Source organism: Mesorhizobium bavaricum (genome assembly GCF_056781655.1).
The window spans coordinates 236,477-257,826 of the sequence record NZ_JBXAYV010000001.1 but is presented as its reverse complement, the minus strand read 5'-3'; the positions used below and the strand labels follow the sequence as shown (position 1 = coordinate 257,826).

The following is a 21,350-nucleotide window of genomic DNA, read 5'->3' as shown; positions in this document are numbered from 1 at the left end:
CGTGCACCCGGCACGCTGCGTATAGCCGAATGGCGGATGATTCCTATGAGGGTAGTCCTATGAAATTGTACGCGAAAGTCTTTGGTGGAGCGGCAGCGTTGCTCGCTGCCTGGCCGGCGATGGCCAGAGACGCGGTGGCGAGCGAACCGGCGCCCTACAATCCCAATTTCTCTTTCGTTGGCGGCGTCGGCGTCATCGACATCGAGGCCAACGAGCTAGTCTATCAGGCTCCCGGCAGCGGCTCGAAGCTGAGCCACCTTATCTGGGAAAGCACCTCTGCGGTCATTTCAGCCGAGATGACGGCGCGCAGCGAGGCCGGCTGGACCGCCAAGCTTTCCGGCCAGATCGCCTTCAGCGGCGACAGCTACATGGAAGACTATGACTGGACCCCGTCATTCTCGACCAATGATGGCTGGAACGACTGGAGCAACCGTTCGCGCCATTCCGACACCGATCTTGATTACTTCTATTCGGCAACCGTCGCGCTCGGCCACGATTTCCAGTTCAGCGACCAGCTGCTGATCAACGTCAACGGTGGTTTCAAGTACACGTCGGTCAAGTGGACTGCCTATGGCGGCTCCTATGTCTACAGCGTTGCCGGCTTCCGGGATTCGGTTGGCGACTTCCCAGGAGACGCAAAGGCCATCAGCTACCAGCAGAAATTGCCGGTCGCCTTCGCCGGCATCGATGCGACCTATGTCCAGGATCGCTGGAACTTCGGCTTTGCGCTGGAGGGCGGCACGACCTTCTCGGCCGGCGCTACCGATCATCACTGGATGCGTGACCTGCGCTTCGAGGATGATTTCGGATCGGCGCCGGTTCTGATGGTCGGCGGCAGCATCGGCTACCAGTACAACGAGCGGACCAGCTTCTTCGTCTCCGGTTCCTACGAAAAGGTGTTCACCGCTCGCGGCGACTACGACACCTATGACATTGCGACCGGCGCAGAGACTGGCGGCGAAGACGACTGGATCGGCGGCGATTTTGCCGCGGCGACGGTGATGGTCGGCATCAAGACCTCGTTCTGATTGAACGAGTTCGACCGGAACGCCAAACCGATGTCCGCACGGCGCAGAAATCTGACGCGCCCGCGCGCCTGACGGCGCGTGCCGGGTGCTCGTGAACCGAGCCCGCTTTTTCTTCGCCAGGCTCAGGCGGTCTCGGCCATCCGGCTTCGCCCCCTGGCGCGGGCAGCCTGTCGGCTGCTGACGGTCGCCGGCCTGTCGGCCGGCGCGGTTTGTTCGTTGGCCGTTCCCGGCGGAGCGGGGTGGGCGGCACTCCCTTCTAGGCCCGCCGCGGCATCCCGCAACCCTTCGCTTGCGCTTCGGGTCCTCCTCTTCGTTCCGGTCCTTCGGATGCGGTCCGCCTCCGACGGCGGGCCTTTCCGGTCGCGTCTCGCCGCCCACCCCGCTTCCGGGGAAAGGCGCGGGATTGAAGAGCGGAGGACCAGACGATGCGTGCAAAACACAACCGTTCCGGCAGCCGAGAGGCTGGCGCGGGCAGGGGCGGGCGCTCGGGCGCCAGCCTTTATCAGGAAATCACGGACCGCATCATTGCCGAACTGGAGCGCGGCACCGTGCCATGGGTCAAGCCATGGGGCAGCGCAAGGGCCGACCTCGGCCTGCCCAGCAACGCGGCCACCGGGCGCCGCTATTCCGGCATCAACATCCTCATCCTGTGGGGCGCCGTCATCGAGCGCAGCCATCCCGGCCAGAACTGGCTGACCTTCCGGCAGGCGCTTGCCCTTGGCGGCAATGTCAGGAAGGGCGAGCGCGGCACCACAATCGTGCATGCCGACCGCTTTGTCCCAAAGGGCGAGCAGGAGCGCGCCATGACAGACGGCGACGAGCCGCAGGCGGTGCCGTATTTGAAGCGCTTCACCGTCTTCAACGTCGCGCAGTGCGACGGCCTGCCCGAGCACCTTTACCGCAACGCCGAACCGCTGCCCGAACGCGAGATCGTCCCGCAGGCCGAGGCACTTATTCATGCGAGCGGCGCGGATTTCCGCATCGGCGGCGATCGCGCTTTCTACATGCCGGGCAGTGACACCATTCAGGTGCCGCCGCAGCCGGCATTCTTTCAGCAGATCGACTATTACCGCACCTGCTTCCATGAGCTTGGCCACTGGACCGGCCACCCGGCGCGGCTGGCGCGCGACCTCTCCGGCGCCTTCGGTTCCAGGACCTATGCGCGCGAGGAACTGGTTGCCGAAATCACCGCAGCCTTTGTCTGCTCGACCCTCGGCATCGAGCCGAGCGTGCGCCATGCCGACTATATCGGCACATGGCTTCAGTAATGGCGAGCTCGCCATTACTCCAGTAATCAGCAGCAGTTCATAATGTGAAGGAACGCGCCGAACACGTGGTTTTTGCTGGGCCGGTGGTGACGCGCTCCTCGACATTATTTAGTGGAGCTACAAGGTGTCGAGCCAGGCGATAACGCTCTGGTCCTCCTTCCAGGACGGGCGTTTGCCTGGTGGCGATGGGATTTCGAGCCGCTCCAATGCCAGGCGCTTCGTTTCCAGGTTCGCCTGAGCGTAGTGGTTGGTGGTGTCGAGGCTGACATGGCCAAGCCAGCTCCGGATCACCGTGATGTCGACGCCTGCCGCCACCAAATGAACTGCCGTCGCGTGACGGAAGCTGTGGGGTGTTATCGTCTTGGAGGCGAGGCTTGGCGCGATCTTCGTTGCCGCTTCGACATATTCGACCAGTTTGAAGCGGACGCCCGAAGCGCCGAGTGGAGCGCCATACCGATTGACGAAGATCGGTTCGTCCTCGCGTCTTGGCTGCCGCCGGAGCAATGATCGCAGCAGCAAGATGGTTTCTGGCCAGAGAGGGCTGATGCGTTCTTTCCGGCCTTTACCATAGAGTCGGACGCAAGCAGGCGTATTGAACCGGATTGCCCCGGGGCAAACGTCGAGCGCTTCCTGGATGCGCGCACCGGTGTTGTAAAGGAAGGAGAGCAGCGCGTGGTCGCGCTGCCCCTCGACCGTCGAGCGATCGGGCTGGGCTAGAATCGCCTTCACTTCTTCCGGTTCCAGATAGCATGGCGCGGAGGTTGGTGCCTTCTTCATCGGCACATGCAGGATTTCAGTGCATTGCGCGATAGCCGCGGGTTCCCGACCAGCAACGAAGCCAAAAAAGCTGCGCAAGGCCGACAGGCGGCAATTGCGCGTGCCAATCGTGTCTCCTCGCTCCTGCTCGGTATGGCGCAGGAAGGCGCTGACCTCGGCGGCTGTCAGGTCCGCCAGAGTGAGCCGGGCAACCGATCGATGCCGGCGCTGCGCGACGAACCTTAGGAATAGGCGCCAAGTGTCACGGTAAGAACGCACGGTATGTTTGGATGCGTTTCGCTGCTGGACCAGCCAGTCATAGAAGAAGGCATGAAGCACACGCGGGAATGGGTCGACCATCCTCATGGCCGCACCCCTTCGGATACGGCAAGGCAATGTGCCCCGAACCTTCGGAAGCGTTGGTTTGCCTGCTCCAGAAGATCCTGGGTGACGGTGATGTAGACGAGCGTCGAATGGATATCGCGGTGACCAAGATACGTCGCGAGGAACGGCAACTTGTCCTGTGGATTGATGCCGGCGCGGTACCATTCGAGAATACGGTTCACCACGAACGAGTGGCGAAGATCGTGAATGCGAGGTCCGGTTTTGCCTGTCGCCGGTTTGAGCCCAGCACGACGCAGGATGTCGATCAGGCAACGGGCGATGGCCTGCGACGTGTATCGGGCATTGCCTTGATCGTGCCAGAACAGGCCGGACTCCGCATTTTGCGGCGCCTTCGCCTTACGCCTCATCACCAGATATTCCGTCAGCGCCGCCAGTGTGCTGCCGGCGAGCGGCAGGAATGGGACTTGAAGAACTTCGTTTCCCGGATGGTGATCGTGCCGGCAATCAGATCGACATCACCAAGATCGAGACGCGCGAGTTCCCCCAGCCGCAACCCGCAGCAACAGGCCAATACCAGCATCGTGTAGAGGCTCACCGGTCGGAGCGGTGACCGCGGTGAAGGGTAGGATTGGGCGATATCGAGAAGCCGACGGATCTCTTCGACACTGTAGATGTAGGGCCGGCGCCATTGCTTCGCGACCTGCTGTCCCGGCCGCGGGTCGGGACGTTTCGGCATGATCGCCGGATCAAGACGGTTAAGCGCCTTGCCCAGCACGCGCGCGAGCTTCTCGCATTCGGCGGCATGGTTCGCCGTCGACCGTGCCGCCGCCCAGTGCTGTAGCAGGATCGGTACCGGCTCCGCCGCCAATTCCGGGTGCGTCTGCAAAAAGCGGTCAAAGCGCCAGAGCCAATGCGCCTGCGTCAGATAGCGATAGCCTCTGGTTCGCATGAGAGCGATATGGTTGCGCATGAGGTCCCCGAGCACACTGCCGAACGCTGGGAGCTGCCGCAATGCCTCCAGAGCTTGATCGGGATCCGGCGAGAGCAGCGCTCGCAGCACCGCCTTGTCACTTCTGGCTTGATGAGCGGCGCACAATTCGTTGATGGGATTGCTGGCGATAAAACCCTCCTGCACGAGGTAATCGAGGAATCGGTTGATGATGCGGGCGTGATGCATCAACGTCGGGCGAGCCCAGTCTCGAGCCCGCTCGCTCAGCCAGGTTTCCAGGGTCTCCCGGGTGACGAGCGTGGTGTTGGCCGGTTGCCGGACAGCAACCTCCTGGAAGCTGTGCAGAATCCGCCGATAGGTGGTCGGGCTACTCGGATGTCGCAACCGCAATTGAGCATGATAGCGCTCGATGATCTTTCCGTTGGTGTCGGGCCAGGTGCTCATGCGCGCGCCTCCGGACCCGGAACCTCCAGAGCGATGGCGCGCAGATCTTCGGTGGCCAGCTTCAGATATGGAATCGTCGATTCCGTCGATCGATGGCCCAATACGTCTCCGATCACCTTCCTCGGCACGTCTGCACGCAGCAGGCTGACAGCACGAGCATGCCGGAAGATGTGCGGGCCGCGCTTGCCACTCAGCGCGAGTCCTGCCGCCTCTATCCGCCGGCGGACTTCGTTGCCGATGCGAACCATGGGAACGTACGGTGCGCGTATGCGAACGAAGATTTCCCGCACATCTGTTTCCGGCCGGCCATGCCGAAGGTAGGCAATCAAGGCCTCTCCAACCGATTCCAGTAACGGCAAAACAGAACGCGCCCCGGTCTTGGAATGGCGAATGTGCAAAACGTCACCGCGCCAGTCGACGTCCTCCAGTCGCAACCCGCTTATTTCACCGGCACGCAAGCCATAGACCGCCAGCAGCTGGAGGATGGCGTAGTCCCGCAATCCCCCTGGCGATTGATCCTTGCTGGCGACCTCCAGGACGGCGGCGATCTGATCTGAACTTAGAGCGGATGGAATGCCCTCGTAAGCATAGAGCAGCGGGGCGATGACATGCGTCGCGAGGTCGGCGGCGGTGTGCCCGGACCTATGAAGATGCTTCAGCAACGATCGGAGCCGCTCGGCGGCATCCTTCAACGATATGCGGGTCAGTCCAGGAGCCCGCATGTCCATATAGGCATCGATGTCGGGAACGCTCAATTTCGCAAAGCCGACGGTCGCCGAGTGCTTTGCGTACCAGCCACAGAAATGCTTTGCTTCCCACATCAGGGCGTAGATCGAGGATGCCGCCAGCCCACGCTCTTCCCGCAGCCACTCCTCATAATGAGCCAAAACCTCGCGGTAGAGACGTTCGCCAGCATCGGTCGGGTCCGGTTCTGGAGGCCATCGCTTAAGCGAACGTCGCAAAAGGGCATGGATTCCCGCCCGCGGGATGGCCTCCCAATGAGGTGCCGGTGGATGACCATATCGTTTTCGAAATCGACGCACGGCGAGGCGAAGGTATTTCGACACATCATCCGGCGTCACCATCTCCAGAGCTATGCCTCGCTCGGAAAGATGCTGCAGAAAATACTCGGCGTTGCGGCAATAATTGTAAATTGCAACTGGATTGAATCGCTGTTGCGTCAGCCACGCCTTCAGTTCGGTGACCAGAGAGCTGGTTTCGTGTGACATGAAAATCTCCTCGACTGCGTTTTGAACGACAGCCAAAGATCTCATGTCGAAAATAATGCGCAGCACGCCGAAGGCCGATCGGGCCTGGCTGCTGGGAAAATCGCGTGTTCGGCGCGTTCCTTCACATTATGAACTGCTCCTGATTACTGAAGGTGCTGCGCGAGGACAATCGCGTCATCTTTCGCGCCGCCAGCCTTGCCTCCAAGGCCGCCGATTTTATTCTCGGCTTCAACGCCGAGGCCGAAGGCGCGCAACAAGACGAGATCGCGGCATGAGCGCGTGCGATCGCCACATCCTGCAGACCGAGCCAACGCCGCAAGGCGAGCAGACGCTCATTCCCGATGTCCGGCCACCACGCGCGACCGCCTCGCCCTTTTGGCCGACGCGCCGATGCGCCCGCGCGCGGCGCAAAAGCCGCTCGTTATCGGGCTGTTCGATGACGCCAGAAATCAACGCGACCTGTTTTGAGAGGAGTTTCCCATGATCCTGATCACCGACGAGCTTTGCGCCCGGCTGCTCGCCAATGGCGCAACCGACACCGAAACCGACCATGTCCCGGTGGTCAAACTGTTCGATCCGACCGGGCCAGCAACCTGGCTTCTCACTGAACTCGACGCCGACGGCGACACCGTTTTCGGCCTTTGCGACCTCGGCTTCGGCTTCCCCGAACTCGGCAGCGTCAGCCTTGTCGAGCTTGCAAGCGTCAAGGGCCGGCTTGGCCTCGGCATCGAGCGCGACCTCTGGTTCAAGCCGCGCTTTCCGCTCTCCGTTTACGCCCAGGCAGCGTGCAGCGCCGGCCACATCACCGAAGCCGAGCGGCTGCTGCGACAGGCGGCAGAAGCCCTTGGCAACGCCCATTCCAAGCTTCCGCCCGACACGGCGGAACAGACGCGCCGATAAGGCGCGAAAACCGTCCCGCCGCGCCGGCTTGCAGCCTCTGCGGCGGGGAAATCCCACCCCTGAAACGAAGGAGACAAACCATGCAACTTGCCCACATTCCGCTTGATAAGCTCAACATTTCCGCGCTCAACATGCGCCATTCCAAACGCGCGCCCGACGTGTCGGACATCCTGCCATCGGTTCGCGCGCGCGGCGTCCTGGTGCCGCTTCTGGTGCGGCCCAACGGCACGCCGGAAAGCTTCGAGATCGTCGCCGGCCGGCGCCGCTATTTCGCCGCGAAGTCGCTCGCCGACGAGCGAGGCGAGGGCAATGCCTTGCCCTGCGCCATCATGGAAGACGGCGACGACGCCGACGCGCTCGAGGCCTCGCTGATCGAAAACTTCGCCCGGCTCGATCCCGACGAGGTGTCGCAGTGGGAGACGTTTTCGCGGCTGATCAGGGAAGGCCGCACCATTCCAGATATCGCCGCAACCTTCGGCATCACCGAGCTTCTGGTCAAACGCATTCTGGCGCTCGGCGATCTTCTGCCCAAAATCCGCGAAGCCTATCGGCGCGAGGACATCGACGCCGAGACGGCGCGCCATCTGACCATGCGCGTTCTCGGCCTTGTCATGGCCGAGACGCTCGAAGCCGGCAGCGCCGTCGTCGAGGCCCTCGGCAACCATCTGGGCATCGACATGGGCGCGTGGTGGCAACCGCACGACGCCTTCTTCGACCTGCTGCGCGACAAGGAGATCGCCAATGCGATGCTGGCCGATCTCGCCGGCAAGCATGTCGCCGACGGCAATGTCGCCGAGAAGGTCAAGACGCAAAAGAAGATCATCCGCGATTGCCTCGCGGGCGAGAACGGCCGCGAGAAAATCGACAACTGGCTGCCCAACTGGATGAAATTCCCGGTCGAAAGCTACACGAAACGCGGTGGCTTCCGCACCGCCGATCAATGGGCGAGCGTCCAGCCGCTGTTCGTCCGCCAATAGGTGCCAAGCCGGGCGGCGGCTCTTTTCAAGTGCCGCCGCCCCGTTTGCCTGCCGCTGGAATATTGGCTGATGCGCACGGCGATCCGAACAGCATTTGTCACGCGCAAGGCTATTGTGCGTTGCACAAAAACCGACGCGCGCCTACACGTCCTTCCGCTGCGGGAATCGGGCTTGGACCAGCGGCGAGGCAGTGCTTCGTCGATATCGCATTCAGATAAGGACCTTCATGACCCTTTCGAGCCCTGACAAATCCGGCGCCGCCAGTCTCGAGGCGATCGCGCGAAACGGCGGCGTGCTGCGCCGCATCGCCGTGCGCATTCCGACCTATCTGTCGGACATTCGCGAGAACCCGGCATGGCTGCCGATGTTCGTGCTCGCCCGCACCATGCCGGCGCGCCGGATGCACTGGCGTGGGGCAAAGCCGGTTCGCGTGTCGCAAAAAGCCCACGACACCATGTTTGCCGGCGTCGATCGCCAGGACGTTGTCGAGGCGCTGCGGTCGGACGGGCTGTTTTGCGGGCTCGTCCTGCCGACTTCCATCCATGAGGAGATCGCCGCCTTCGCCCGCTACACGCCTTGTTTCGGCAATTTCGATCGCCGTCTCGAATTCATGCCTGAGGACCATGCCGAGGCCGAGAAGCGTTTCGGCCGCTCGCTGCTCAGCGGCCACTTTTTCGAACACATCCTCGGCTGCAAGGCAGCGGTCGCCATCCAGAACGACCCGCTGCTGCTCGACATCGCCGCGCATTATCTGGGCGCTGAGGCGAAATTGATCACCACACGCGCGTGGTGGAGCTTCCCGACCAGCGAGGCTTCCGACGTCGACAAGAACCGTGCCTCGCTGGACAAGTATCATTTCGATCTCGATGACTGGCGGATGCTGAAATTCTTCTTCTACCTGACGCCGGTCGACGAAGGCACCGGCCCGCATGTCTATGTCCGTGGCAGTCATAACCGCCGCGCCATCAAGCATCAGCTGACGCTGCTTGTCGGCCATCCGGCGCAGGAGGTTCTCAAGGTCTATGGCGATGACAGCCCCGTCACGCTGACCGGCGAAGCCGGCCTCGGCTTCGTCGAGGATCCGTTCGGCTTCCATATGGGCACCGTGCCTTCGCGCACGCCACGGCTGATGATGGAAGTCGGCTTCGGCGTCTCCCCGCCCTCGCGTCGGCGCTTCCATGGCGAGCCGGTTATTCGCTGATCTCGCAAAACTGCGGGACAAGCTGCTGGCGAACGGTCGCCAGCAGCAACCCCTTCGCGGCACCGACGGCGAAATCGACTTCATGCCCGTCGTCAAACTGTTCACGCCGGATGCAGGCGCGACCTGCCTCCTCACGGAGATCGATCCGGAAACCGTTCACTTCGGAAGCCAGCGCGACCTGGCTGCTCATTAAGATCGATTGGGGTGACCCGACATCGCTTTGTTGGCTGTCCGGAGATCGGCACCGCCAGTCTCACGGCACTCGCCGTGATCGGCATTTCCGGGGATAAGTCGTGATCGACTTATGCCAGCGAGGCTCGATGCACCGGTTGCATCCAAAATTGAGCCCTTCGGGTGACCAACGCCACCGAGGGGCGTTGGTCATCTGGTCGATTGAGCGCCGCCAAGCACCCCCGGGTGCCAGATTCCCGGGGGGTGCCTCCCTGTGATAGGCAACGACCAGCAGGGCCTCTTGCGAGCACTGAAGACATATCGGAAAGGTGGATCGTACTATTGCATGGCGGAAAACAAGAACCAGCATTTCGTCCCCAGGGTGCACTTAACGCCTTTCAGCGTTTGCGCGGAAGGCAAAGCCATCCACTTGTTCAACCTTGACCGAAAGAAGGTAATTTTCGACGCGCCTGTGAAAAATCAGTGCTCCAGGGATTACTTCTATGGGCAGGACGCGATGCTCGAAGAGGCCATCCAGGCCGTCGAGGGATACTACGGCCGTTGCGTCGCTGACCTCCGCAAGCCAGCCGCGGTTATCAACGAGTCTCATGCCACGGTCCTAAGGCGTTTCGCCCACATGCAGCATGTCCGCACAGAAGCTGCTGCGCGTCGATCCGCGGAGCTTGCTTTCGCAACCACGAACGTAGGTGGCTTCGGCTTCGAACAACCAACTTTCAAGGAGGCGGTGAAAGATGCGGTCATCGCTGCGATGCGCCACTACGCTAACACGATGACCGTCGTGGACGATCTAAAGGTGCGGGTTGTTCGAAACCTCACGTCAGTACCGTTCCTCACATCCGATGATCCCGCCATTCTCGCCAACCGGTGGCATCAACAGCGCGCGCAAGACAGATCGTACGGTATCTCCAGTGCTGGAGCCATGCTGTTCTTGCCGCTTACGCCAACCCTCCTGGCCACTTTTCTGGACGGAGATGTCTATCAGGCGGAGCACGCCCGCGGTTGGATCAATGTGTCAAATCCGGCGGACATTCTTGCCTGCAACCATCAGCAGGTATTGAACTGCGCGGCAAATCTGTACTTTGGCGACCGGAGTTCGGGGAACGCTGTACAAGCGATGGCGGCCGCAGTTGCTCAACTGCGGCCACCGACCCGGTTCAACGTCGTGGTGGCTGTATCCGATGGCGGGACCGAAACCCACACTCGCTATGCGGTTGTAGAAGAGAAAGACATTGGCGAGCATGACGAGGTACTCGTTCACGTCAGAGCTGTCAGGTCGGTCCCGCCACGATGGCCGTCGTTCCTACAGTTCCGACACAAGCCTGTCGTCTTCACCAATGACACGGGCGCAGGCTTTCGGCGCCGGACAACCGCCACGTCGCGTGTTTGGGGCAGCCCACCTTGGCGCAAAGCGCGAGGCTAACGAGCCCGATGCCATACCGGCGTCTCGTCGATATGGTCAGGCGTCCGGTTGCACGGTTTCATCAAAGACCAAGAAGAGGGCGTCTTCGTCCTCCTTAAGCGGCGTTTCGACCCGAAAGGAAAGCGATTCGTTGGGCGCTTGGTAGACCGTTTTGGCTTCCAATCTCGGCAGGCTATTGACGATGTCTTGCGCAGGATCAGGCTCACCGAAGAAGCCGATTAAGCGGCGGTTGTGGTTCCACTCAAGTGCCCAAGCCCAAGTCTCAGTCAACGGGTGCTTGCGTGTGATGAGCTTGAAGAAACCGTCAGCGGAAATCGCCAAGAGCCGGCAATCCCAACTCCCGATGGTCCGCATGAAACCAACCATCAGCGGATTGCCCCAATCGCTGCGGTTGGTGGTCATGACGGGATGATAGCCGTGAAGCCAATAGCCACCCCGCCGGGTCTCGTGGTTGTAGGTCTGCATGTAGAAGAACGCCGTCAATTGCAGGCGTGCCAGCTCGAACGCTCGATCTTCGTCGATCTGTGGCGGGCTGGAATATTGAAATGATAGGTTGATGCCCGGTCCCAAGGTCCCCTTGTAGTGCCTGCATACGGCGCCCTTCGCCGGAGGCGGTCGGTCCCCGCATCCCGCCTGATGGCGGCGCTATGCTGATGCTCCTACGGCCGCCCTGTTAAACCGGTCTCAGGGCCACGAACTTTCTCCAGCATCGAAATGACTTGGTCCCGCTGGCGGGCATTTCGGTGCTTCCGCCTTGTACGCCCTTGTTTCTTGCGGTCGCTTGCAAGGTGTTGCTGCGCCGATCCGCGACGTGTCGAAGGCCATAATAAGTCCATTCCACGTTTTCCCCTGTATTTGGGCTCGCAGCGATCAACATGTCGAAGTGTTATGCCGAGCGTTCCTGAAAGGCTTGGACCATGGTAGCTGGGGGCCTATCAGCACGGCCGTAGAGACGCTGCGGACGACGATCGACAACGAGGAGCGGTAATGCCAGCCCCAGATCTTCATACGAGCTTGGGAGCTCTTCAAAAGGTTACGGACTCCATGCGTATTCGCTCGTGCATAACTGTCCGTACCTGCCTTTGCCCCAGGCGTTGCGGAAACGCTATGGGAGCCTCTACGCGGCCTATCTGTCAGTCGGCTATGAAATGCCGACGCGATGGAAACTGAATGCCGAGGGCAACCCTACACCAACGAGGATCTTCTCAACGAACTGCGCCGCATCTACGCCGAGCACGTGCACCTAGCGGCGGCGCTCATCAACAAAGATCTCCAGTCGCCCACCGCCTAGGTATTTTATTCGCAGGTTCGGCGGTCTGACCAACGCGTTTCATCTGGCAGACTTTGGCGAAGCGAATACGACAGCCCGCCGGGAAGCTTCATTGCGGAATCAGCGTGAGCGCCATGAGAGGGGCGTCAGGCGATCGACGATCCGCTGCAACGAAGATGGCAGCCGCATCACCGATGAACAGCTTCTGGATCACCTGCGAAGGTTGATGGATCAGCACGGCCACCTGTCGGTGGATGTCATCGATTCAGATCCTACCGTACCGACCAGCAAATTCTTCCGCCGGCGGCTTGGTGGGTCTTAAGGCGGCCTACGCCCGAGTTGGCTATCTCTCCGATCAGAGCGCGATCGTGAAGGCGGCGCTGAAGCGTCTAACGAGTCAGGCCGCCAATGATGGAGCGAGGGAAAGCGAGGATACTAGCGCTCAGAACAGGCTTCCACCATTTGGAAGGGGAGACCGCGCGCGACTAAGCAAGTGTTGGGGGCACGGCCGCGCTGCTTCGCGTTGCGTCTGACGAATTCTCGCGTATCCTGCTGGTGCGCATGTGAGCATAAGGTGGCGCCTGGCGCCTTGATTGGCCACCACACTAAGAACCACCGTCGGGATGGCGACCGACAGGCTGATGTCGCAAACGCCACTTCCAGAAGGATAATCTTCTCATGGATTCCAAGGCCGTTATTGAGTCCCTGCCGGTTACAGGGGGCCGACCGTACTGTGCCGATCGACGCCGCTAATATCGCATTCGAGCGAGTTATAGAGCGGACTGAACCGGGCAATGAGGAGCTGACCCGAAGCCTCTGGGATGCCGGTGACTACATCGACAGTTGGCTGGCTACTGACCTAATCGACAAGCTGCCGATGCCGCGCGGCGAGGTCGCGTACTACATCGATCTATTCCTGGTCGATCATGTCATTGGTCTGGCGGCTGAAGCCGACAGAGAGGCCGCCGAACCGCAGACTTGAATCATGCAAGTCGGTAATCGCTTAGGCCTTGCCTGCTGCGGACGCGCTTGGCAGTGGGTGGGTTTTTGAGGACGGCGCGATCAAAAGGGTAACCTTCACCGCCACCTCTTCGAGGGTGGCGGTGAGCCGGTTGATCTGCGAGGCGGTTGCCGCCAGTTCCGGGCCGTAGCGGGTAATCAGATATTCCCGGTTCTGGCTGAGGGACTGAAGATGATTGGCGGTTTTCGCGCGAAGGCGCAGCCCCGCTTCGAGGGTGTGCTTCGCCCGTGCCGCTAGGTCGTGTTGCATCTTGCGGATTTGATTTGGATCGTGGCCACGGTGCAGCAAAAGCGCGGTCAGATAGAGTTCGATCGCGTGGATGGCCGATAATCTGAACGGCGCTCTGGTGAGCGGTTTTCCGGGTCTGCCGAGCGGAAGGAGCAGGTGTGCCCCCTTTCGGTATTCTTCCGCCAGTGCATGGATCTGATGCGGGGAGGCGAGCTCTCCCGGGTATTTGGTTTCTGTCATCGCCATTTACGCTAAGCCCATCCGACATGATCCTTTTTGGAAAGTCTCAGAAACAGATCGTACCAGAACCGATATTCTGGATCATCGCCATTGCCAGACACTTCCAGGGCGCAATAGGCGACCGACGTGGTAGGGTCCTTGCTGTGCTTTTCGATCGCGGCTTCTATCGCCTCGTCTTCAGTTAAGAGTTCCCAATTTTCAACAACGCCGTCGTGGCTTCGCATATCCGCCTCAATCCGGTCGCCTGTTCTCGGCGAACTGTTCATGCTTCTCCTAAATACGGTCTTTGAGGGCGTCGATGCCGACGAGAGCTTTCCGCCGACGCGCAATGGCCTCAATTAGCAGGGCCTCTAATTTAGCGTTATGCGCATCGACCTGTGCTTTTGAGCGTCCGACATACTCGCGCAGGGTTTGCTCTTGGCTATCGATCTCGCGTTTCAACGTCTCCGCGTCGTTGCGGCCTTCCGTGCCAATGACGATGCGGTTGCCTCTGACGAGACCATGGGGCAACACACTCGAATAGGGATTGGTCTTGAGCGAAAAGAGAGCTGGATCGCCCGTAAATGCGAAGCTGCGGGTCGCGCGTACTCCGTCGATCGTGACTGCACCATCAAAAACGTCATGGACACGCACACGCGCCTCGCTCACGTCCTTTTGGGGATTTTCGAAGTCTACCTGCAGTGGTTCGACCCGAGCACCTGGCAGATGCTGCTGGGCGATCTCGGAATCGGTCTTCCCTAAGTCCGTTTTGGAGACGGTCTTGCGCACGTGCTCATCAACCGCGCCAACCTGAGCCCGTAGGTAATTGTCCAAATCGTTGTTGCGGAAAAGTGCGTCACCGATAATCATGTTATCCCTCGTTATGTTTGATAAGGAAATTATGTCATACATACTTGCGGTTGGATGATTGATTCAATCCTCCTAACCCTAAAAATTCATGGCGGGTGTGGTCTCCGGGAAATGATTCGGATCGGCCTTAGCAACCAAATCCTACGTCATTTCAATGGCTTGCACCACATCCGCCAACCTACCATGAATTTTTCGGGTTAGGACGCCGCTCATGAATTTCGGCCATCTGCGCATCGCTATTGATCGCGGTCCGAATTCCTCCGCCGGCATCCGCCAGGACCAAGCCAACCCCCCGCTCTTTCCGCGACGGCTTTCCTGGTTCGGCGCCGGGTCTCCACCATCAAAACACAAGGGGTCCGGCAGCCAGCTTGCCGCTCGGCTTCGCCTTCGCGGCGATCGTGATTGGAGACAGAGGCAGACGGAGCCATTGACCGGGAGTTGGCCCGCTGCAGATGGCAGAGCGTCGATGCCGCCTCAATAGTCTCCAGAAATGCCTTTTGAACCTTCCCCCAGCTTGGCCCTGCATCTCCCGGAACACGCTTCGCCGACCGGCCGCGTGAACGCCGATGCCTCTCCCGATGGTGGGGAGCGGGCGCTCGGCGACCAAGGTCGGGGGGACGATAGTGACACTGGATGATCCCAATACGGAATAATGCGAAACTGGCTGGCGGTGAGCCGTCTCGTTTCTGGCCGGCTCATTTGGGGCCCAAGCCTCCTTCGATCACCCGCCAACGGCGGCCTCTGGAACAGCTGACTTCGACGCGCCATGACAAGGGCCTCGGCCAGGCCAAGGTTGCCGAGGCGCATCGTTACGGGCTGCCCGATTGCCTTGGGTGCGCCGGATGGACTCACCCCAAGATTGCCCGGTGTGTGGCGTTGCCGCTCACCGCCGGCGAGGGGCACCGAGCCCTACGCGGTCTGCGCTTTTTCCCGAATTGCGCGTGCTGCAGCCACCATGTTCATCAAGGCAGGGCGGACCTCCGTCTCTTTCGATGGGATCGGTCTACGCGCTCGACGAAATCAAGGCGATCGGACATATCTGCCGGTCAGCGAACCTGCCGCTCCACATGGACGGTGCTCGCTTCGCCAACGCCCTCGTCACTCTGCGCTGCTCGCCGGCCGAGATGACGTGGAAGGCCGGCGTCGACCTTGTGTCATTTGGCGCCACGAAGAATGGAACGTTTGGGGTCGATGCGGTCGTCTCGTTCCGCGGAGATCTCGCGAGCACGATCGCCTTTCGCCGCAAGCGGGCCGGCCAGTTGAGTTCCAAGATGCGCTTCATGGCGGCGCAAATGGACGGCTATCTGAGGGACGGTGTCTGGCTTCGCAACGCGACCCATGCCAATTCGATGGCATCGGCGCTCGCGCGGGGGTTGGCCCTGGTGCCTCGCGTGAAAATCCAGCAGCGTCCCGAGGCCAACATCCTGTTCTGCAGACTTCCCATGTCCCTGATCCGGGGGCTGCTCGACATGGGATTCCGCTTATACCATGATCGCTGGCAGACCGGGATCGTGAGGTTCGTCACCTCTTTCGCGACGACCGAGGCCGACGTGTCCGACTTGATCGGCGCGGCAACCAGCCTCTGCGCACCGGTCGGCTCTGCTCGTATTCCGGCTGGCGCCGATTGAGTGTGGCGACCGTCGAGCGCCCTTGCCCATCTCCGCCGCAAGAATGGCAGCAAGGCGGACGGCATGGTCGATGATCAGCTGATGCCAGCGCCACAGCATGTCGCGGGCCGCAAGCGGCCGCCTTTGTGCTGTCATCTGGCACTTGAAATAACCGTCTGTTGGTAGTCAGGCTGCCCTGTAGCCGACGGGGGAAATGCGTTGGTGTTTCTTCTTGTAGATGCAGTAAGTGAGCAAATCATAGGTATTTGAGAAGCTGTGCAACCAGAATATGTGGGGTTCGCCGTTCGCATCACAAAAGATGCTTTCGCCTTCGCCCACCGGACCCCGCTTTCGGCTGGTTGCGTGATCGCAGATCGCGGAATAGGCAACTTCAGTGGTGATTCCGGGAAAGTGCTCAGCAAGCGCTTTCGATCTCGGGAAATAGGCTACATTGTCGATCCCAGCCTTCTCGCAGATATCTCTGTGATAGGGATGCCGGCTGACAACGCCGAAGGCAGGAAAGTCCGGATCGCGTTCGCAAACCATTTGCCAAAGCGTCGTCGTAAGGGTGTTCCCGTAGCGCTTGCGAAGCTGCTCGATACTCTTCCATTCAAATGAGCAGTCCAGCGCTTCGGGACGAAATCTTCCCCCGAGAAACAAGAGACGGCGCCCGCCATAATTGGCTTCCGCCTCCATTGCCTGATGGAATGTCGGGTTCAGCGTGGACTCATTGTCGCCCAGAAGCAGGGAGCGATGCCAAGGCAGAAGATCATGTGTAATCTCATGTGCGATGAGGAAGCGTCGCTTCAGCTCGGCTACGTCATCATCGATGAAGATTCGCTTGTCGCCTTCCTTCAGCATAAGGATACCACGAAGGCCATATTGCTGGACCACATCGACCATGCGCTTGGCGGTACTGGTGATCTCGTTCCCAGCGATTCGCGCCCGGTGGGCGATCTCATCCAGTAGGCTCAAATTCGCTTTGCTATAATAGGTAAGGTCAAGCTTTTGCAGCGCGCGTACCTGCTCGAGCCGTAACGGGGGCTCCGGATTGCCGAGATCACGTAGCAGACGTGATATGTGCTCATGGATATCTCGGCGCTCAAAGTCCCCGATTATCGGCTCAATCGCGGACATGGTCATCCATTCTTCTTATCGATTGACGCCAGTACCTTGACGAAATCGTTGAGGTCGCGCCTTTCAGCCTGGCTTAGCTTCGACAGGTCGTCCGAACTCGCGGCAAAACGATGCGCCGCTTCGGTGAGATTATCGTTCTGCGCAGACGATGCCGCGGTCAGCTGTTCTACAGCACGTGCTGAAACCCCAATGAACTCGGCTAGCTGATGAACGGTACGCGGGCCTGGAACATAGCAGGGATCCTTCTCCACCTTCTCCAATTCCGCCGCATCAACACGAATTTTGGCAGCCAACTGCGCAATGCTCAATCCGTCCTTGCGTCGAAGCTGATGCACCAATTTAAACAGCACAACAGTTTTGTGTTCAGAGGCAGCCGAAGGCTGCCCCGCAGTTGCTTGATGACGAGACTTCTCCTGCATAAGACGCTCAAGCGGAGCTGCATCGCGCAGCGGGAGTCCCGCGTCGCAATCGACATCTGGATCATGTTCGATATGGCTGCGTAGCCAATCGGCAGTGAAATGTAATTTCATGGTCGACTCCTCTTTGCTAGTGTTGCACGGATAGGAAAGTCGCAGCATCGCTGCTGGAAAGCTCGAAGTATCTCAGCCCTTTATGCACTCCTTCGCTATCCGCTCCAAGATCCGTCATTCCGATCGCATCCCGGTAGAAAACTTCTGCGCCAGGAAGGGAATGCAGACCGATCCGGCCACCAAACTCTTCTTCCAGGCTCAAGCTGACGGCCGTGCCAACGAGCGCACGCCCCGCACCCTTGTAAGTCGGCTCAGCAACCAGCTTTGGTCGATTCCATGGCGCCGTCGCCAGAAACTCCACGTAGATCAGCGGCACTCGCTGATGCTCGGGATGGCGACTGAAGCAGTCTTGGCCACCTTTGCGCGTCATCATGATGGCCTGTGTGCTGCCACCACATTCGAGCACGAAGAAATCGAACAGGAACGGGTCGTTCAGCGCTGCCAGCGCCTTCTTGCCCCATTCCCAATGGGCGTCTTCGGCATTGACCTCCGCTAGAGTCTGAAGAGAGGCCTTGGCTTCCCTGCGACGCAGCTCAAAAAGCGGCCGCCAGCGTCCTTCGATATGCGCCAGATTCGTGCTGTCCAGGCCATGATACAGATCTGCATCTTCGAACCGGCCTGTTGCGCGATTTAAGAGAAAGACGCGATCGATCAGCTCTTTCATAGAACCATCAGCTCTACTTTTTCTGACTTATCCGCGCTTTCGACAAACACCTTTTCGCCACGCGCCAGTCGATCGTCGACGGATTTGTAGAGCCGCAGCGCCTGACGAACGAGCGCGGTTTTGGACAGCCCTTTTTCTTCACACATGGTTTCAAGGACGCTCATTTCCGCGTCCGACAAGTTAAGCGTCATCGTGCGCTTCATAGGCGCCTCCTAACCGGTGTTTTTTTATGTAGCTATAAAGTCCATAATTGTCAATCAAAAAATGAGGATAAAATAGCTATTAACTAGCTAGACATTGGCTAAACATTGCATATATGTCTTGTGCAGAATGAGAGACAAGGAGGCTTCGATGCCTGACGTGACGAACTTTACATTCAAGCTGGACGGCCGCGTGGTGGCTACCAATGACGCCATCATTTCTGGTCGCGAGGTCCGCGCCCTCGGTGGGCTTGATCCGGCCAGCGACTATATTCTCATCCAGATAGCGGACAGGACATCGCGTTCGATCGGCCTTGAGGAAGCGATCGACTTCAGGGAGATGCCCCACTCTGAGTTCCTTTCATTCCAAGGCGACAGGGCCTTTTCTTTCACCGTCAACGAGCGTGGCTGGGAGTGGGGATCGGCGACAATCTCCGCGGCCGACATCTATCGCTACGCGAGCATCGACGAGGATCTCGAGCTGATCCTGGACAGCGCCGGCGATGCGGTCATTCCCGCTGACGGCGCGGTGACTCTTGGCGGACAGGGCGTGGAGCGCATCCGCAGCCGCGAGGCGAAAACGGTGATCATCAAGGTCAACGGTCGATCGCGCACGGTACCAAGGAGAAAGCACAGCTATCGCGAGATTGCACTGCTCGCCTACCCCGACGCCAACTTTGAGAAGTTCAAGTACACGATCACGTACCTGAAAGGTGTCCACGGCGCGGAAGGTGATCTGGTGGAGGGCGAGAACATCGAAGTCAAGAACGGGATGGTCTTCAATGTCCGCCGATCTGATAAGTCGTGATCCGCATCTGAAGCGGCTGCTGGACGAGGGGTTTGAGCTCGAGATGCGCGAGCTCGTTCTTCTCCTCGTTCACAGCGTCCCCTACGTGAAGCGCGACAAGTCGCTTGGCCGCGGCACGCTTGTCTGCACTCTGTCGCTGGATACCCAAGGCTTGACCTCGACTCCACAAACCGACCACACCATGTGGTTTACCGGAGAGACGCCGTGCCATCGCGATGGCACGCCGATGACCAATATCATCCACAACAGCAACGAGGCGACTGTCGGATCCGACATCAAGGTCCACCACTATTTCTCGTCGAAGCCAGAAGGGACCGGCCAGTATGCCAACATTTACGACAAGGTTGTCACCTACGAATCGCACCTCGGGGCCGCCGCGCGGTCGCACGACAAGACCGCCAACGCGCGCACAGGCGTCACGCTAGCCAGCGCGGAGGACGATAGCCCCTTCGCGATCCCCGATTCTGCGTCAGCCCGCTATGGGATCGTCATCGCCAACCGCAAGCTCAAGGGCCGCATTGCAATCATCGGCCTCGGCGGCACCGGTGCCTATCTGCTCGATCTCGCCGCCAAGACCCGCGTTGCCGAGATCCACATCTACGACGATGACCAACTTCTCAACCACAATCTTTTCCGTTCGCCCGGTGCTCCCGAACTGGCGCTGGCGAAGAATTTTCCCCGCAAGGTGGATTATTACGCAGCGCTTTACGCGCGCATTCACAAGGGCGTGAAGCCGCACGCCACCAGGGTCAAGGCTGACAACATTGACGAATTTGCGGGTTATGACTTCGTCTTTGTCTGTGTTGACAAGGGATCCTCGCGGCGCGTGATTGCCGAAGGGCTGGTTCGCCTGGGCATCCCATTCGTCGACACTGGCATTGGTCTTGGGCTCGACGATAACACGCTCGACGGTTGCGCACGGGCGACTTTCATTGCCCCCGGCACGCCGTGGGCGGAGGTGGCGACCCATCTGTCGTTCGGTGATGACGATGAAGAGGCCGATGTGTACGGAACCGAGATCCAGACCGCCGAGCTCAATGCGTTGAACGCGATCATGGCGATCATGCGCTGGAAGCGCTGGCTGACCTTCTATCGTGACGAGCGCAACGAAAGAAACGCGACATACATGATCGAGGGCAACAACATCACCAACCGGGGGGCATGATGGCTCGGGTGGATCGTCTTACAACGGTGTTTGTCGAAGACATTCCCGAACAGCTGGAAGACGGGGTTCTTTACGTGTCGCGCCAATGCCACGTTGCCCTCCACAATTGCGCCTGTGGCTGTGGCGAGGAGGTTTCGACACCGCTCGTTCCAACCGAATATGACCTTGTCATGGAGGACGAGGGCGCTTCGATCTGGCCGTCGATCGGCAACCACGACTTCGCTTGTGGCTCACACTACATTGTCAAACGTGGCCGAATCCATTGGGCGGGCAAGATGTCTCGCGAGCAGATCGAAGCCGGCCGCGCCTATGACCGCCTTCTCAAGCGCGGCGCCCAGCCAAAGGGCCTCAGGGCCATCCTCGCATGGATCAAGCGCCTGTGGATCAAGTTCATCGGCTAATCAGCTGCGGCCGATGGCATCGCCTTTGCAAGCATAGATCAGGTTGACGACGCCTTCGGGAAAGCCGGCCTCCGCCGCGAGCGCAATCATCGCGCCTGCAACATGCGGCGTCTGTTCGGCAGGTTTGAGGATGACCGCGCAGCCCGCCGCCAGCACCGGCGGGAGCCAGCGCGCGACCATCGAGGCAGCAACGCCGACCGGCTGCTTGACCGCCAGCATGCGCCAGTCCGACGAGGGCGGGGGAGATCGTCTCGCCATAGACACGATTGGCCTTCGGCGTACCATTGCAGAGACGCGGGCCGCGTGAGGGACTTCGAACTGGCATCGCCAAGCGGCTTGCCCATCTCCGCCGTAAGAATGGCAGCAAGGCCGACGTTATGGTCTATGATCAGCTGATGCCAGCGCCATAGCATGTCGCAGCACTCCCGGCCGTCATGGCCGCCCATCCAGCCTGCGCCATATACGCTTGGTCGACCGCTGCGCGCCTCCTCGACCCCATGTCGGGAAATTTCCCTCAGCAC

The 21,350-nt window shown here is 60.1% G+C and carries 25 protein-coding genes and 1 pseudogene; 13 read left to right on the top strand and 13 right to left on the bottom strand.

Annotated features, from left to right (window positions below; translation table 11 throughout):
* The first annotated feature begins 59 nt into the window (after positions 1 to 59).
* Positions 60 to 1,028 (top strand): omptin family outer membrane protease, encoded by a 969-nt coding sequence (locus AC1RZR_RS33985; protein ID WP_481829508.1) that lies wholly within the window; start codon positions 60 to 62, stop codon positions 1,026 to 1,028.
* Between the two features lie 425 nt (positions 1,029 to 1,453).
* Positions 1,454 to 2,296 carry an ArdC family protein gene (locus AC1RZR_RS33980; RefSeq protein ID WP_481829507.1) on the top strand — a complete coding sequence of 281 codons (843 nt, stop codon included), beginning with the start codon at positions 1,454 to 1,456 and terminating at the stop codon, positions 2,294 to 2,296.
* Between the two features lie 117 nt (positions 2,297 to 2,413).
* On the opposite strand, the gene AC1RZR_RS33975 is transcribed toward AC1RZR_RS33980, so the two are convergent.
* The 3 genes and pseudogenes from AC1RZR_RS33975 to AC1RZR_RS33965 form a co-directional block, all read right to left on the bottom strand.
* On the bottom strand, positions 2,414 to 3,418 hold the full coding sequence (locus AC1RZR_RS33975) for a tyrosine-type recombinase/integrase (protein WP_481829506.1): 1,005 nt from the start codon (positions 3,416 to 3,418) through the stop codon (positions 2,414 to 2,416).
* Positions 3,415 to 4,790 (bottom strand): annotated as a pseudogene (locus tag AC1RZR_RS33970) (tyrosine-type recombinase/integrase). The gene AC1RZR_RS33975 and the pseudogene AC1RZR_RS33970 overlap by 4 nt, the downstream one beginning before the upstream one ends.
* Positions 4,787 to 6,019, bottom strand: coding sequence for a site-specific integrase (locus AC1RZR_RS33965; protein ID WP_481829505.1), 1,233 nt, complete (start codon positions 6,017 to 6,019; stop codon positions 4,787 to 4,789). The pseudogene AC1RZR_RS33970 and the gene AC1RZR_RS33965 overlap by 4 nt, the downstream one beginning before the upstream one ends.
* A 152-nt stretch (positions 6,020 to 6,171) precedes the next feature.
* On the opposite strand from AC1RZR_RS33965, the gene AC1RZR_RS33960 reads away from it, so the two are divergent.
* The 6 genes from AC1RZR_RS33960 (at position 6,172) to AC1RZR_RS33935 (ending at position 10,709) form a co-directional block, all read left to right on the top strand.
* On the top strand, positions 6,172 to 6,294 hold the full coding sequence (locus AC1RZR_RS33960) for a hypothetical protein (protein ID WP_481829504.1): 123 nt from the start codon (positions 6,172 to 6,174) through the stop codon (positions 6,292 to 6,294).
* A 205-nt stretch (positions 6,295 to 6,499) separates the two neighbouring features.
* The gene (locus AC1RZR_RS33955) at positions 6,500 to 6,919 is read left to right on the top strand and encodes a DUF2958 domain-containing protein (RefSeq protein ID WP_481829503.1); all 420 of its coding nucleotides are present in this window, start codon (positions 6,500 to 6,502) and stop codon (positions 6,917 to 6,919) included.
* Positions 6,920 to 6,999: 80 nt separating this feature from the next.
* Positions 7,000 to 7,896 carry a ParB/RepB/Spo0J family partition protein gene (locus tag AC1RZR_RS33950; RefSeq protein WP_481829502.1) on the top strand — a complete coding sequence of 299 codons (897 nt, stop codon included), beginning with the start codon at positions 7,000 to 7,002 and terminating at the stop codon, positions 7,894 to 7,896.
* Positions 7,897 to 8,122: 226 nt separating this feature from the next.
* Complete coding sequence (locus AC1RZR_RS33945) at positions 8,123 to 9,097, top strand: hypothetical protein (protein ID WP_481829501.1); 975 nt, start codon at positions 8,123 to 8,125, stop codon at positions 9,095 to 9,097.
* The gene (locus AC1RZR_RS33940; RefSeq protein ID WP_481829500.1) at positions 9,075 to 9,290 is read left to right on the top strand and encodes a DUF2958 domain-containing protein; all 216 of its coding nucleotides are present in this window, start codon (positions 9,075 to 9,077) and stop codon (positions 9,288 to 9,290) included. Before AC1RZR_RS33945 ends, AC1RZR_RS33940 begins: the two co-directional genes overlap by 23 nt.
* 324 nt (positions 9,291 to 9,614) lie before the next feature.
* Positions 9,615 to 10,709 (top strand): DUF4238 domain-containing protein, encoded by a 1,095-nt coding sequence (locus tag AC1RZR_RS33935; RefSeq protein ID WP_481829499.1) that lies wholly within the window; start codon positions 9,615 to 9,617, stop codon positions 10,707 to 10,709.
* A gap of 36 nt (positions 10,710 to 10,745) precedes the next feature.
* Here AC1RZR_RS33935 and AC1RZR_RS33930 read toward each other — a convergent pair whose 3' ends face one another.
* Both AC1RZR_RS33930 and AC1RZR_RS33925 read right to left on the bottom strand, forming a co-directional pair.
* Entirely contained in the window at positions 10,746 to 11,279 is a 534-nt protein-coding gene (locus AC1RZR_RS33930) for a hypothetical protein (RefSeq protein ID WP_481829498.1), read from the bottom strand.
* Positions 11,280 to 12,088: 809 nt separating this feature from the next.
* A complete protein-coding gene (locus AC1RZR_RS33925) occupies positions 12,089 to 12,223 on the bottom strand; it encodes a hypothetical protein (protein ID WP_481829497.1) in 135 nt (44 codons plus the stop codon).
* Positions 12,224 to 12,712: 489 nt separating this feature from the next.
* On the opposite strand from AC1RZR_RS33925, the gene AC1RZR_RS33920 reads away from it, so the two are divergent.
* On the top strand, positions 12,713 to 12,961 hold the full coding sequence (locus AC1RZR_RS33920) for a hypothetical protein (RefSeq protein ID WP_481829496.1): 249 nt from the start codon (positions 12,713 to 12,715) through the stop codon (positions 12,959 to 12,961).
* A gap of 21 nt (positions 12,962 to 12,982) precedes the next feature.
* Here AC1RZR_RS33920 and AC1RZR_RS33915 read toward each other — a convergent pair whose 3' ends face one another.
* From AC1RZR_RS33915 to AC1RZR_RS33905, 3 genes are read right to left on the bottom strand one after another with little or no spacing between them, the layout of a single operon-like run.
* Entirely contained in the window at positions 12,983 to 13,474 is a 492-nt protein-coding gene (locus tag AC1RZR_RS33915; protein WP_481829495.1) for a hypothetical protein, read from the bottom strand.
* A gap of 5 nt (positions 13,475 to 13,479) precedes the next feature.
* Positions 13,480 to 13,734, bottom strand: coding sequence for a Y4oE-related protein (locus AC1RZR_RS33910; RefSeq protein WP_481829494.1), 255 nt, complete (start codon positions 13,732 to 13,734; stop codon positions 13,480 to 13,482).
* 7 nt (positions 13,735 to 13,741) lie between these two features.
* Positions 13,742 to 14,317, bottom strand: coding sequence for a hypothetical protein (locus AC1RZR_RS33905; protein ID WP_481829493.1), 576 nt, complete (start codon positions 14,315 to 14,317; stop codon positions 13,742 to 13,744).
* Between the two features lie 992 nt (positions 14,318 to 15,309).
* Here AC1RZR_RS33905 and AC1RZR_RS33900 point away from each other — a divergent pair.
* On the top strand, positions 15,310 to 15,945 hold the full coding sequence (locus AC1RZR_RS33900; protein WP_481829624.1) for a threonine aldolase family protein: 636 nt from the start codon (positions 15,310 to 15,312) through the stop codon (positions 15,943 to 15,945).
* Between the two features lie 165 nt (positions 15,946 to 16,110).
* Here AC1RZR_RS33900 and AC1RZR_RS33895 read toward each other — a convergent pair whose 3' ends face one another.
* Genes AC1RZR_RS33895 through AC1RZR_RS33880 form a run of 4 tightly spaced genes read right to left on the bottom strand, consistent with a single transcriptional unit; the run spans position 16,111 to position 18,458 of the window.
* Complete coding sequence (locus AC1RZR_RS33895) at positions 16,111 to 17,067, bottom strand: ImmA/IrrE family metallo-endopeptidase (RefSeq protein WP_434725464.1); 957 nt, start codon at positions 17,065 to 17,067, stop codon at positions 16,111 to 16,113.
* On the bottom strand, positions 17,064 to 17,591 hold the full coding sequence (locus AC1RZR_RS33890; protein ID WP_214393634.1) for a helix-turn-helix domain-containing protein: 528 nt from the start codon (positions 17,589 to 17,591) through the stop codon (positions 17,064 to 17,066). The genes AC1RZR_RS33895 and AC1RZR_RS33890 overlap by 4 nt, the downstream gene beginning before the upstream one ends.
* 16 nt (positions 17,592 to 17,607) lie before the next feature.
* On the bottom strand, positions 17,608 to 18,255 hold the full coding sequence (locus AC1RZR_RS33885) for a hypothetical protein (protein ID WP_010913796.1): 648 nt from the start codon (positions 18,253 to 18,255) through the stop codon (positions 17,608 to 17,610).
* Positions 18,252 to 18,458: a ribbon-helix-helix protein, CopG family gene (locus AC1RZR_RS33880; RefSeq protein WP_010913797.1), complete on the bottom strand. Its 207-nt coding sequence runs from the start codon at positions 18,456 to 18,458 to the stop codon at positions 18,252 to 18,254. The genes AC1RZR_RS33885 and AC1RZR_RS33880 overlap by 4 nt, the downstream gene beginning before the upstream one ends.
* Positions 18,459 to 18,606: 148 nt before the next feature.
* On the opposite strand from AC1RZR_RS33880, the gene AC1RZR_RS33875 reads away from it, so the two are divergent.
* Genes AC1RZR_RS33875 through AC1RZR_RS33865 form a run of 3 tightly spaced genes read left to right on the top strand, consistent with a single transcriptional unit; the run spans position 18,607 to position 20,829 of the window.
* Positions 18,607 to 19,263 (top strand): multiubiquitin domain-containing protein, encoded by a 657-nt coding sequence (locus AC1RZR_RS33875; protein ID WP_481829492.1) that lies wholly within the window; start codon positions 18,607 to 18,609, stop codon positions 19,261 to 19,263.
* Positions 19,238 to 20,428: a ThiF family adenylyltransferase gene (locus AC1RZR_RS33870; RefSeq protein ID WP_481829491.1), complete on the top strand. Its 1,191-nt coding sequence runs from the start codon at positions 19,238 to 19,240 to the stop codon at positions 20,426 to 20,428. The genes AC1RZR_RS33875 and AC1RZR_RS33870 overlap by 26 nt, the downstream gene beginning before the upstream one ends.
* A complete protein-coding gene (locus tag AC1RZR_RS33865) occupies positions 20,428 to 20,829 on the top strand; it encodes a ubiquitination-like system serine protease family protein (RefSeq protein ID WP_481829490.1) in 402 nt (133 codons plus the stop codon). The genes AC1RZR_RS33870 and AC1RZR_RS33865 overlap by 1 nt, the downstream gene beginning before the upstream one ends.
* On the opposite strand, the gene AC1RZR_RS33860 is transcribed toward AC1RZR_RS33865, so the two are convergent.
* On the bottom strand, positions 20,830 to 21,048 hold the full coding sequence (locus AC1RZR_RS33860) for an aldehyde dehydrogenase family protein (RefSeq protein WP_481829489.1): 219 nt from the start codon (positions 21,046 to 21,048) through the stop codon (positions 20,830 to 20,832). It abuts the gene before it with no gap.
* Between the last annotated feature and the right edge of the window lie 302 nt (positions 21,049 to 21,350).